Source organism: bacterium (assembly GCA_018830565.1).
GTDB lineage: Bacteria > UBA9089 > JAHJRX01 > JAHJRX01 > JAHJRX01 > JAHJRX01.
Map to the genome: position 1 here is coordinate 1 of JAHJRX010000015.1, position 11,848 is coordinate 11,848.

The following is an 11,848-nucleotide window of genomic DNA, read 5'->3' on the forward strand; positions in this document are numbered from 1 at the left end:
GAGGCAACAGGTCTTGGAGTTCCAAGAAAGATTATTGCCGGTATGCTTAAACATAATGACACCGCGCCGGATTTAATAGAAGATGAATATTCATTTACGGTACGGTTATGGAGAGAAAAACCTGAGGGGTGAGCTATGAAAAATTTTTACTTTCTCTTTTCTCTCTTTTGCTTCTTCTCTAAAAATAATCCGTTTCTACTATCTTTTTACAAAGTTGGGGAATTCGTAAACTGACTGAATTAGTCTTGACATTGGTAGATAGTTATTATAAAGTTAATTTATTTTATTGGATGTTTATCTTTATGTTTTTATTTTTAAGATAGTTATGTTTACAGGAATTGTAGAAGAAAAAGGGAAAGTTATCCAAAAAAGAGATAACTTTCTTAAGATCCAAGCTAAATTAATATTAGAGGATACTAAGATAGGGGAGAGTATTCTAGTAAATGGAGTTTGTCTAACGGTAGTTGAGATTGATAATTATTCCTTTAAGGTAGAAGTGATGCCGGAAACATTAAAGATTACTAATTTAAGCTATTTAAATCCTCACCAGAGTCTAAATTTAGAAAGAGCTCTTCAGGTAAGTAGCCGTTTAGGCGGACACCTCGTTACCGGGCACATAGATGCTACCTCCCGATTAATTAGGAAAAAGAATATGGGTAACTCTACTTTGATGGAGTTTGAGCTTTCCCAAGCTGTCAGTAAGTATATAATTAAGAAAGGTTCAGTAGCTATAGATGGGATGAGTTTAACGGTCGCAGATTTAAGTAAAGATACATTTATAGTCTCGTTAATTCCCCATACTCTAAGAGTAACTAACTTAGGTGAAATTTCCGTAGGATACTTAGCTAATATTGAAACAGATCTGATAGGAAAGTATTTAGAAAAACTTATCAGCCAGGATAATCAAGAGAAAATTAACCTTTCTACTTTAGAAAGATCTGGTTTTTTATAAGTTATTCTCTAAGTCTTTGGAAAAGGAGATTCATGATATGGATAAAGTTAAGTTTAGCATAAGATATAAAGTTAGTCTTTATGTAGCTACTCTTTTAATAGCAACGGTGGGTTTAATTTGTTCCTATATTCTGTATTTTGGGAAAAATATAATTCAGGAACAAGTAGAATTAAGATATATTACCTTAGGGAAAAGTTTAGCTATTGCCTGCAAGCCTTATATCTTGAATAAAAATTTAGAAAAATTAAATGAAATAGCCAAAGAGACATTTAAGGAAAAAGAAGTGGTAACTATATTTTTTCTTTCCGGTGATAATAATCTTTCCTTATTAAAATTGTATAAAAAAGAAAAAGAAGAGATTGCCTGGATAGGAAATCCAGTTAAAAAAAATTATTATGGTGAGAATGTCGAGGTAAGAAGAGGTAAAGATTATAGTCAAGTTAATCTTGATATTTCTCCAAAGGATAATTTAAGATTAAGGATTATCTATTCCCATCAAGAAATTAATCAAAAGATTAAGGCACTGGCTAAAGAAACAAGCCAGATGTTCTTTATTTTTTTAGGGTTAGGATTAATAGGAGTAATTGTCTTAACTAATTTTATAGTCAATCCTATTACTAAGATCACAGAAGAAGTTAGTTTAGTGGGAAAAGGGGATTTGAGTAGGGAAATAAAATTAGAGACTAATGATGAAATAAGGTTACTTTCAGAAAATTTTAACCAGATGGTCCTAAATTTAAGAAAGTCCAGGCAGGAGATTGAAGAATACAATAAGTCCTTAGAAGAAAAGGTGAAGGAAAGAACAAAGGAGCTCCAGGAAGCTCATGAAAGGATAATTCAAAATGAAAAGATGGCTGTTTTAGGTCAGTTTGCTAGTATGGTCAGCCATGAACTTAGGAATCCCTTAGGAGCTATTAAATTAATAGCTTATTACTTAAAAGGTAAATTATTAGATAATCCTGAGTTAATTAAGCATGCTGATGATATGTGTTATTCTGTAAATTATGCTCAAAAGATTATTTCTAATATTCTTTTTTATTCTAAGCCCACAGAGTTGGAATTTAGCTCAATAAATATTAATGAAATTATAGAGGAAATATTGGAGTCCAAAGCTCCTACTTTTCTAAGAAATGTTAAAGTTTTAAAGAAATTAGAAGAAGGCTTGCCAGAAGTTAGAGGAGACAAAGATCAAATTATTCAAGGGATAGAGAATTTTTTATTAAATGCCGCTCAATCTTTATCGGAGAAAGGGGAAATTACTATTAGTTCTAAGGTAGAAATAAGGGATAATAAAAAGACGGTTAAAGTAGATATTAAGGATAACGGGTGTGGAATTTCTAAAGAAGATCTAGAAAAGATATTTAACCCCTTCTTTACTACCAAAGCAAAAGGAATTGGCTTAGGTCTTTCTGTGGCTAAAAATGTTATAGAAAAACATAAAGGTAAAATTTTAGTAAGGAGTGAAGTTGATGAAGGATCAATATTTAGTGTACTGCTACCAGTAAATGATGATCTGGAAAAGATTTCTTGAGAGAAACTTAAGGAGAGATGGAGAGAAAAGGTGAAATCTATAAAGTTAAAAAAAAAGATATTAGTGATGGATGATGAGGAACCAATTCGAGAAATTTTAGGCTGCATCCTTCGAGAAGAAGGTTATGATGTAGTTACTGCTGGTGATGGAATAGAAGGTTTAGAATTTGCGTATCAAGAAGAGATAGATTTAGTGATCTTAGATGTGACGATGCCCGAAATGGATGGCTACCAAGTGTGTAGATTACTCAAGAGTGATAATGATTATAAGCATATACCCATTATTATGCTTACCTCTAAAGATAAAAAATCTCAAAGGTTTTGGGGATTAAAAGCAGGCGCTGATAGGTACGTAATTAAACCTTTTGAGCCAGAGGAGTTATTAAAAATGATTATCCAGGTTTTAAATAAAGAATGAACGTTGTTGAACAAGAAGTAAGATTAAATAGAGAAGAATATCTTCTAAATCTTGTTTTGGTTGGTGAGGTAGGAGATATTAATGCCAGTTTAAGTTTGGTAGAGGCATGTCTTGGTGAGGAAATTAACAAGATAGGTAAAACACTACACCTCAAGCTTGGTTCTATTTTACTGATTGGTAAAGAGGATGATGGTTTCAAGATAAAAGCAAATAAAGGATTAGATGAAGAAATTTCTGATTGGGTAACTGGAAAAAATATATCTTTATTAGTTGAAGACATTGAAAAAGGTCTTATTTTTTCTAAAGAAGGAGTAGAAAAACACTACCCCAATTCTTTATTGAGTCTGCCTTTGAAGATAGGCAGAGAAGTAGTAGGAATATTAAATGTTAATCATAAGGTGAGTAGAGAAACTTTTAATAAACTAAACTTAGAAATTTTAACTTTGTTTTGTAATCAAATACCTACGATTATAGAAAAGAGTTGGTTGTATAAAAAAACAAAGAAAGAAGTTGAGAAATTATCTCTTTTAACTAATAAATTAAAAGCTAACAAGAAGATCATCTCTAAAGTAAATAAACTTTTAGATAAAAGTTTATATGATTTAACCATTATTAATGAAGTTGTGGAAGCAGGTAGTTCTTCTTTAGGTTTAGTAGAGTGTGCTAGTGGTATCTTAAAAAGTTTAAATGAGATTATTGATTTTACAATAGCTGGCATATTTATTATAGATGAAAACCAAGAAACCCAATTTTTGATTACTATAAATTCACCGGTAGGTGATAAGTATATTGAGTGCTTAGAAAAAGAGACCATTAGAGAATTTGATAAATATTTTGGTATTAAAAAGTTAATTTATAGTCAGGAAAATTTAATTATAACTAAAGAAGAACAAAGAAGTTTAATTGTTAAAGATGTTGGAGTTAAGTTAAATTCTTATCAAAGTATAGAATTAAAATTTTCTCAAAATCTAAAAGGTTTATTATGTATTAGCCATAAAGACTTAGATAGTTTTACTCCAGAAGAGATTAGATTAATTAAACTAATTGCTAAATATGCTTCTTTGTCCTTAGAGAATGCTATTTTATATCAGAAGATTGAATTATCAGCGGTGACTGATGAATTGACCAAGCTTTATAATTATCGCTACTTTAATAACAAGATAGAAGAAGAGCTTCTAAGAGCAGAGAGATATCAAAAGAAGTTTTCTTTAATTATGATGGATATAGATAACTTTAGGAATATTAACAATTGCTATGGTCATCAACAAGGAGATTTAGTCCTTAAGACGGTGGCTAAGATTATGAAGTTCAGCCTCAGGAAAGTAAATATCTTAGCTCGTTATGGCGGAGAGGAATTTGTGATTATCTTACCTGAATCAAATAAAAAGATGGCCAAGATAGCAGGAGAGCGGCTTCGTAAAAACATTGAAAAACATGAGTTTCCACTACTTTCAGGAGAAGGCATTTTAAGATTAACAGCAAGTATGGGTATTGCCGAATATTATAGAGATGGAAGATCAGAAAACCAGTTAGTCAAGAAGGCTGATCAAGCTTTATATCAAGCTAAAGCCAAAGGTAAGAATAGAATATGTTCTGCTTCTTAGGAGAAACAAATAAATAAATAAAATTTAACGCCATTAAAGAAGCGATTGAAGATATTAAAGTAAAATATGTTTTGTTTCCTATGAGGAGGAAAAAATAAGTGGATAAGATAAGATTTAACACCATTGAAGAAGCGATTGAAGATATAAAGAAGGGTAAGATGGTGGTTGTGGTTGATGATGAAGATAGGGAGAATGAGGGAGACTTAATTTGTGCGGCTGCAAAAGTTACTCCTTCGCTGATAAACTTTATGTCTAAATATGGTCGAGGGTTAATTTGTTTTCCTATTATTGGACAACGGTTAGATCAATTAAAGATTTATCCTATGGTTTCTGATAATACTGAAGCTCATGAAACAGCGTTTACGGTCTCAGTAGATGCTAAGCATGGAATTACTACTGGAATTTCTGCTTATGATCGGGCTTTTACCATTAAAGCTATCTTAAATTCAAAGACTAAACCAGAAGATTTAAGAAAACCAGGTCATATCTTTCCTTTGCGAGCCAGAGAAGGAGGAGTGTTAATTAGAGCTGGCCACACCGAAGCTTCAGTAGATTTAGCTAAGTTAGCTGGACTTTATCCTGCCGGAGTAATATGTGAGATTATTCACGAAGATGGGACGATGGCTCGTCTTCCAGAGATAGTCGAATTCTCTAAAAAGCATAATTTAAAGTTCATTACGATTAAAGATTTAATTGCTTATCGCAAGAAGAAAGAAAAGTTAGTCAAAAAAATAACGGAGGCTAATTTAGTTACTAGTTATGGTAGTTTTAAAATAATAGCTTATGAGTCACTAATTGATCAATATCAACATCTGGCTTTAGTAAAAGGCGAAGTCAAGAGAAGTAAAGATATCCTGGTCAGGGTCCATTCCGAATGCCTTACCGGAGATGTATTTAAATCGAAGCGCTGTGATTGCGGGGAGCAATTAGCTCGTTCTTTAGAGATGATTGAGAAAGAAGGAAAGGGTGTTTTACTCTATATGCGTCAGGAGGGAAGAGGAATTGGATTAATCAACAAGATAAAGGCATATACTTTGCAAGATCAAGGATTAGATACCGTAGAAGCTAATGAAAAATTAGGATTCAAGGTTGACTTACGAGAATATGGGACAGGAGCTCAGATATTAGTAGATTTAGGATTAACTACTATTCGGCTTTTAACTAATAATCCTAAAAAGATAGTAGGATTAGAGGGTTATGGTTTAAAGATTGTAGAAAGAGTTCCTATCATTATTAATCCTAATGAATTTAATCTAGATTATTTAAAGACCAAGAAAGAAAAATTAGACCATCTTTTATAGCACTTATTAATGAAAATTTGACATAGAGCAAATTAATTTAACTCCAAATAAGTTTATCTTTTATTACTCGGTATTATTTCCTATGTCAAGTTTTCGTTAATAACTACTATATGCAATCCATTAATTAAGTTGACATACCTCGTAGGGAAAATCCACCCCCTAACCCCCGCCAGCGGGGGATAGGGACGAGGCTGTCCCCCGCTGGCGGGGGTTAGGCTTGTCCCTGTCCGAAAAAGGCAACGAAACAAAACGGACATTCACAAGCCTGTCCCCCGCTGGCGGGGGTTAGGGGGTGGAAATACAACTATTATGTCAAGTTATTTATCAGATTGCATATATAGAGATATAAGTTAGGTATCCTTTAAGATTTAGGAGATAATTTTAAAGAATAAAAATTTAATGGAGGTATAAAATGCCAAAAATATGTGAAGGAAGTTTTGATGCCAAAGGACTTAAGTTTGCTCTTATTATTTCTCGTTTTAACGAATTTATTACTAAAAGACTAGAAGAAGGAGCTTTAGATGCCTTGCTAAGAAATAGTGCCTTGGATGATAATATTACTATCTATCGAGTTCCTGGTTCTTTTGAAATTCCATACCTGGCTTTTAAACTTGCCAAAAACGAAGATTTTAATGCTATTATTTGCTTAGGGACGATCATAAGAGGATCTACTCCTCATTTTGAATATATTTGCAATGAAAGTGCTAAAGGTATTGCTCAAGCGGCTATTTCTTCTGGAAAGCCAGTAATATATGGAATTATCACTGCTGATACTATTGAACAAGCTATCGAAAGAGCCGGTACTAAGAGTGGGAATAAAGGATTTGATGCTGCCATAACGGCTATAGAAATGGCTAATTTATATAAAAATTTATAAAGAGGATAGCTGGCCTTATTTAGTGAGTAACTAATGAAGAAAAAAAGAAGGTGGGCACGAGAATTAACTTTAAAGATGTTGTATGCTCTGGAGGTGGGTGATCAATCATTAAATAAGGGAACTTTCCAAGAGTATTTTTGGAACAAAGAGAAGAATATTCCTTGTTCGGTAAAAGATTATACTCAAGAGTTAGTTAAAGGGATAGAAAAAAACATCCAAGAAATAGATAAAGTTATTTCTAAACATAGTAAAAATTGGAGGATTGATAGACAAAGTATCATTAACCGTAATATCTTAAGAATAGGTATTTATGAATTAATCTTTTGTTTAGATATTCCATATGTGGTATGTATCGATGAAGCTATTGAGTTGGCAAAAGAATATAGCGATGAAGATTCCCCTTCTTTTATTAATGGAGTTTTAGATGTGGTAAGAAAGGATTACCATGGGTGTATTTTGGGAGAAACAAGTAGATTGCCTGGTTTGTAAGAATAAATTTTTAACTAAAAATGTAAAGGCAAGTACTATCAGAATAAAAAAAAGGGATACAGATTTTAGGGGAATTTATGAAAGTGTGAATCCTAACTGGTATTTAGTGTGGGTTTGCCCAAAATGTTATTATGCAGCTTTTAAAGAAGATTTTTCTACACTTAAAGAGAAGTATATCGAAGTTTTACAAAAGAGTACTGAAGAGAGAAGGCAAAAGGCCAAGGGATCTGATTTTAACAAGGAGAGAAATCATTATTTAGCCTTGATTGGTTATGAATTAGCGGCTTATTGTTATAACCTTACTGATAGCTCTAATGAAAAGATTGGAAGTTTATATTTAAAAGCAGCCTGGTTGTCGCGGGAAGTAAAAGTTTGGTCTTTAGAGAAAATTTTTCTTGCCAAGGCTTTACAATGTTATTATACAGCTTATGAAAGTGAACCAGATTTAAAGATGGATCACTCCTTGGTGGTATATTTGATAGGTGAGCTTAATCGTAGATTAGGTAATTATCAAGAAGCTCTTAGGTTTTTAGGAAGAGTATACGACGATCGAAAAGGAAGATGTAATTTAGAAGTAAAAAGATTAGCCCATGAACAGTATTTTATGGTTAAAGAGATAATAGAAAAAGAAGAAAATAAGAAAAAAGGCTTAGATTAAGAATGAAAAAGTATGATTTTATGAAGATAGAAGATTATGGTTGGGGATATAAAGAATTTAGTCTTATCAAAAGTAGAGATATAAAAGATGAACTACAAGTATCTCCTCTCTTATCAAGGGACGAAATTACTAAATGCTTTGTGGAAATTAAAAAAGTAGAAGATTTTATGAAAAGATTTGAGATAAAAGATTATCTTTTTATAAGTTTAGCTGGCACTGGTAAAACCAGCCTTCTTTCATATTTAAGCATGAAAGCCGAAGAGAAAGATTATAAAGTTTATTGGATCTTAATAAGTAAAGTAGTGCCAGATTTTGAAGTATTTATAGAGAGATTAAACCTTAGAAAGAAGAGTAAGGAAAAGTGTATATTTGTCTTTGATAATATTCATAATAATCTCGAAATTATTGACTTGGTATATAAGATTAATCAAAGATTCCCTCAAATAAAGATTTGGATGTCGACAAGGTATTATGATATGTTTTTCTTAGAAAAAGAATGGGAGAAAATCCAAGACAAGTTTACTAAAGAATATCTGCCTGGGTTGTTAGAAAGAAAGGATATAAGAAAGTTTTTAGCTAAATTTGAGAATTTTTTAAGTCAGGAAGAAAGAGAGGAACTCTTAAAGAAAGAGAAGATCTCCTTGATTCACCTTACCTTAATCTACCAAAAACTAAAGTGTGCTTCTCCTGGAGAAGATAAGACAGAAATCATTAAAAAAACTCCTTTAAAAGCACAGGAAGTTTATCATTCTATATACCGGTCATTAACTGATTGTGAAAAATCTATTTTAAAATTAATAGCTTATCAAGATGGAATTTCAGAAAATAATTTACTAAAGGCAGTGAAGATACTTGGTGTTGATCAAAGAACAATTTACGAACTTATTGATAAGCAAATTATTTATAAAGATTCTTTTTATAAATTCTTGCCTAATTTACAAGATATAGTAGTCTTTAGTATTATTGACGAGCTTAAAGAGATTGTTCTTTCTTCTGTTCATACTCTTCCTTATGAAAAGGAAAGTGTTATTCCCAATGTATTAATAAAAGTAGATACTACTGAAGAAATAATTGCCTTAAGTAGTAAGTATGCCTTATTTAGTCAAGATCAAAAAAAAGAATATCTAAAGCTTTTAAAGAAACACAAGGAGAAACTCCCTATCTTCTGGTTAATAAGTAATTTAGCTACAGAAGGAGAAGATAAATTACTAAAGTATTTAAACTATGAGATAAAAGTAGGGGAAAGTAAAACTGATCGAGAGATATATGCTCGAGCTTTAGGAAATTTTGGTTATACTTATTTTATCAAAAAAGATTATAAAAGTTCTATAGAATGTTTTAAAAAAGCAATTAATATCTATCCTAATTCTTCTCGTCTTTGGTTTAACTTAGGTGTAGTTTATGGAATAAACTGTCAATTAGATGAAGAAATAAAATGTTACTACGACTCAGTAAAGATTAATAACCAAAATGAGAGTGCCTGGTATAATTTAGGTTTAGCTTACGATAAAAAAGGAGACTATGACCAGGAAATTAAATGCCTAAGAGAAGCAATAAGAATAAATCCTAAAAATGACAAGACTTGGTATAATTTAGCTTTATGTTACGGAAAAAAAGGTTGGGTAGATGAGGAAGTTAAATACTACAAAGAAACTTTATCTATAAACCCTAAAGATGCTTGTGTTTGGTATAACTTGGGAATTGTTTATACGGAAAAAGAAAGATATAATCAAGCAGTTTTATGCTTTCAAGAAGCTTTATCTATAAATTCTAAAGATGCTCATATCTGGTATAATTTAGGGATTACTTATGGAAGGTTAAACAAAGTAAATGAAGAGATTAACTGCTTTAGAAAAGTAGTAGAACTTAAGCCTTCTTTAGCTAAAGCCTGGTATAATCTAGGGGTCGCCTTTGAAGAAATTGGGAATGTAGATCAAGAAAGAGAAGCTTATGAAAATGTAGTCAATATTAAGCCTGATTGGATAGAAGCTTGGCATAATTTAGCTATGAGTTATTGGAAGATTGGCCAGATAGAAGAAGAGTTAAAATGTTATCAAAGGATTAAAGAATTAAATCCAAGTTTTAAAGTCCTATGAATAAGAGTATAAATATAGTCAACGTTCAGCCGAAAGCTTTCAGCAGCCAGCTAAGACTAATAAAGTAGTTGTTAACGAAAACCGGACATAGGAAATAATACCAAGCAATAAAAGATAAACTCGTTGGCACTCAATTAATTTGCTATAGGTCAAATTTTCATTAATAAGTGCTATATTCATTAATAAGTGCTATAAAGGAAAAGATAACAATGGACGAACTTGATAAAAAATTAGAGTCTTTAATGGAAAAGTTAGATGATCGTAAAGTCGATAGCTCTATAGAAAAGAAGGTGTCTAGGTTAATAGAAGAAAGTGGATGTACTTTTCAACAAGCTTCAGCGATGATGGATTTTACAGCTGGAAATATAAATCAAGCCCTTGAAATTATTAATGCCCATAAGAAAAAGAATACTATTATTGTCAAGGCCAGGTTTAAAGCAGAGGGCATTAAGTATTATGGGATGATATTTATGATCTTAGATTCAAACCGCGAGATACTTGAAAAGTTAGAAGTAGCTATAGCTAACGATAAAAGATTATGCCAGTTTGACGAATCAGCAAGTTGGGAAAATTTTGAGAGAGTAGTATATGGCTTGCAATTAAAAGAGGGCATTGTTCCTCGATTTACAGGAATCTTAAAACATCGGATTAAAGAAATTTTTCGTTCCAAAAATAAGAAGACCCAATTTTTCCAAGCATTAAAAGAGGGGAGTTATGACTTATTTAAAGAGTGGCTCAAGGAAGAGGTTGCTAATGTTATTAATGATAACAACTTAGAACTAAAAGCAGATATAAATTTAATAAGTACTTTAGAGCCAGAGTCAAAAATAAAGAGCGGGAAAGAGGAAAGAGAAGAACCAAGAATAGTCCAAAAAGTAGAAAGAGAAAAAAAAGAAGCTTATCTTGCTCTTGAAGTAGCTTTAGCTGTATCTCCATTAACTGGTATCTTAGTTTCTGAATTAAGAAAAGGAGATCGGGTTATTGTTAAAATTATAGATAACAGAGAAGTAGGAAGGTATATTGCTACCCTTATGGGAGGAAGAAAAGAAAATCAAATTATTCCTCTGGTGGCTTATGTAGAAGAAGTGATTCCCGTTAGCAATCATGAAGTTAAAGTATTAGTAAATTTAGGACCAGGAATAAAAGGAGAAGCTCCTGAAAATATTGAAGTTAAAGTTATATTGGCTTCTTCTTTTGAAAAATTAAAAGATAACAAAGATTATACTTTGATTATTTATAAGATCTTATCTTTTGCCTTGCTGATTGGATTTTTTATCATAATTATTTATATTTTATTATTTAGTATTAACAAATAAGAAAAATAATAAAAAAAGTTTGACTTTTTTAAGGTAAAATAGTAAATTTTAGTAAAGTATGATATATAATATATGATATATAATTAATATATGATATATTATATAATTATAGTACTTATTAGTTAAAATTTGACATAGAGTAAATTAATTTTTTTAACTCCAAATGAGTTTATCTTTTATTGCTCGGTATTATTTCCTATGTCTAATTTTCATTAATAACTACTATCTATCCAATGAAAGTTGGTTTACGAAAATTAAGTCCTTAGTATTCAGAATTCAGTAGTCAGAATTCAGAATATTCTGTATTCTGAAATTGCAAACCTGATTTATTTGGGTCTAGGATGTTATATTTTAATATATTTTTTAGAAGGAGGTGGTATTTATATCAAAATAGTATCAATATTTTTGGAGAAGTATTTTCAAAAATAGTTTACCAAAAATAGATTTTTTTAAACTCTCTCTTCCTTAATAATATTATCATTTAGTTAGGATAGATAGCTATCTTGCTTTCTGCCTCTATAGAGATATTATTTTAGATTTTAGAGAGAAAAAATAAAGACGGAGGATAAGAAATGCAAGTTAGTAAACTTTATGTAGGAAATCTTAA

At 31.1% G+C, this 11,848-nt stretch carries 10 protein-coding genes; all 10 read left to right on the plus strand.

Features of this window, described 5'->3' with window-relative positions; translation table 11 throughout:
- Positions 1 to 325: 325 nt before the first annotated feature.
- The 10 genes from KJ849_01060 (at position 326) to KJ849_01105 (ending at position 11,241) form a co-directional block, all read left to right on the plus strand.
- Entirely contained in the window at positions 326 to 952 is a 627-nt protein-coding gene (locus KJ849_01060) for a riboflavin synthase (GenBank protein MBU2599162.1), read from the plus strand.
- A 37-nt stretch (positions 953 to 989) separates the two neighbouring features.
- A complete protein-coding gene (locus KJ849_01065; GenBank protein ID MBU2599163.1) occupies positions 990 to 2,483 on the plus strand; it encodes a HAMP domain-containing protein in 1,494 nt (497 codons plus the stop codon).
- A gap of 66 nt (positions 2,484 to 2,549) precedes the next feature.
- A complete protein-coding gene (locus KJ849_01070) occupies positions 2,550 to 2,900 on the plus strand; it encodes a response regulator (protein MBU2599164.1) in 351 nt (116 codons plus the stop codon).
- Complete coding sequence (locus KJ849_01075) at positions 2,897 to 4,504, plus strand: diguanylate cyclase (GenBank protein ID MBU2599165.1); 1,608 nt, start codon at positions 2,897 to 2,899, stop codon at positions 4,502 to 4,504. Before KJ849_01070 ends, KJ849_01075 begins: the two co-directional genes overlap by 4 nt.
- A 98-nt stretch (positions 4,505 to 4,602) precedes the next feature.
- On the plus strand, positions 4,603 to 5,805 hold the full coding sequence (locus KJ849_01080; protein MBU2599166.1) for a bifunctional 3,4-dihydroxy-2-butanone-4-phosphate synthase/GTP cyclohydrolase II: 1,203 nt from the start codon (positions 4,603 to 4,605) through the stop codon (positions 5,803 to 5,805).
- Positions 5,806 to 6,217: 412 nt separating this feature from the next.
- Positions 6,218 to 6,682, plus strand: a complete 465-nt coding sequence (gene ribH, locus KJ849_01085) for a 6,7-dimethyl-8-ribityllumazine synthase (protein ID MBU2599167.1) — start codon at positions 6,218 to 6,220, stop codon at positions 6,680 to 6,682.
- A gap of 33 nt (positions 6,683 to 6,715) precedes the next feature.
- The gene (gene nusB, locus KJ849_01090) at positions 6,716 to 7,171 is read left to right on the plus strand and encodes a transcription antitermination factor NusB (protein ID MBU2599168.1); all 456 of its coding nucleotides are present in this window, start codon (positions 6,716 to 6,718) and stop codon (positions 7,169 to 7,171) included.
- Positions 7,128 to 7,829: a DUF2225 domain-containing protein gene (locus KJ849_01095; protein ID MBU2599169.1), complete on the plus strand. Its 702-nt coding sequence runs from the start codon at positions 7,128 to 7,130 to the stop codon at positions 7,827 to 7,829. Before nusB ends, KJ849_01095 begins: the two co-directional genes overlap by 44 nt.
- Before the next feature lie 20 nt (positions 7,830 to 7,849).
- Positions 7,850 to 9,925, plus strand: a complete 2,076-nt coding sequence (locus KJ849_01100; GenBank protein MBU2599170.1) for a tetratricopeptide repeat protein — start codon at positions 7,850 to 7,852, stop codon at positions 9,923 to 9,925.
- A gap of 209 nt (positions 9,926 to 10,134) precedes the next feature.
- The gene (locus KJ849_01105; GenBank protein MBU2599171.1) at positions 10,135 to 11,241 is read left to right on the plus strand and encodes a hypothetical protein; all 1,107 of its coding nucleotides are present in this window, start codon (positions 10,135 to 10,137) and stop codon (positions 11,239 to 11,241) included.
- Positions 11,242 to 11,848: the final 607 nt, after the last annotated feature.

Coding starts and splice junctions, on each gene's coding strand:
- KJ849_01075 (MBU2599165.1), top strand. CDS start 2,897: ATGAACGTTGTTGAACAAGAAGTAAGATTAAATAGAGAAGAATATCTT.
- nusB (MBU2599168.1), top strand. CDS start 6,716: ATGAAGAAAAAAAGAAGGTGGGCACGAGAATTAACTTTAAAGATGTTG.
- KJ849_01100 (MBU2599170.1), top strand. CDS start 7,850: ATGAAGATAGAAGATTATGGTTGGGGATATAAAGAATTTAGTCTTATC.
- KJ849_01095 (MBU2599169.1), top strand. CDS start 7,128: ATGGGTGTATTTTGGGAGAAACAAGTAGATTGCCTGGTTTGTAAGAAT.
- KJ849_01060 (MBU2599162.1), top strand. CDS start 326: ATGTTTACAGGAATTGTAGAAGAAAAAGGGAAAGTTATCCAAAAAAGA.
- KJ849_01105 (MBU2599171.1), top strand. CDS start 10,135: ATGGACGAACTTGATAAAAAATTAGAGTCTTTAATGGAAAAGTTAGAT.
- KJ849_01070 (MBU2599164.1), top strand. CDS start 2,550: ATGGATGATGAGGAACCAATTCGAGAAATTTTAGGCTGCATCCTTCGA.
- KJ849_01065 (MBU2599163.1), top strand. CDS start 990: ATGGATAAAGTTAAGTTTAGCATAAGATATAAAGTTAGTCTTTATGTA.
- ribH (MBU2599167.1), top strand. CDS start 6,218: ATGCCAAAAATATGTGAAGGAAGTTTTGATGCCAAAGGACTTAAGTTT.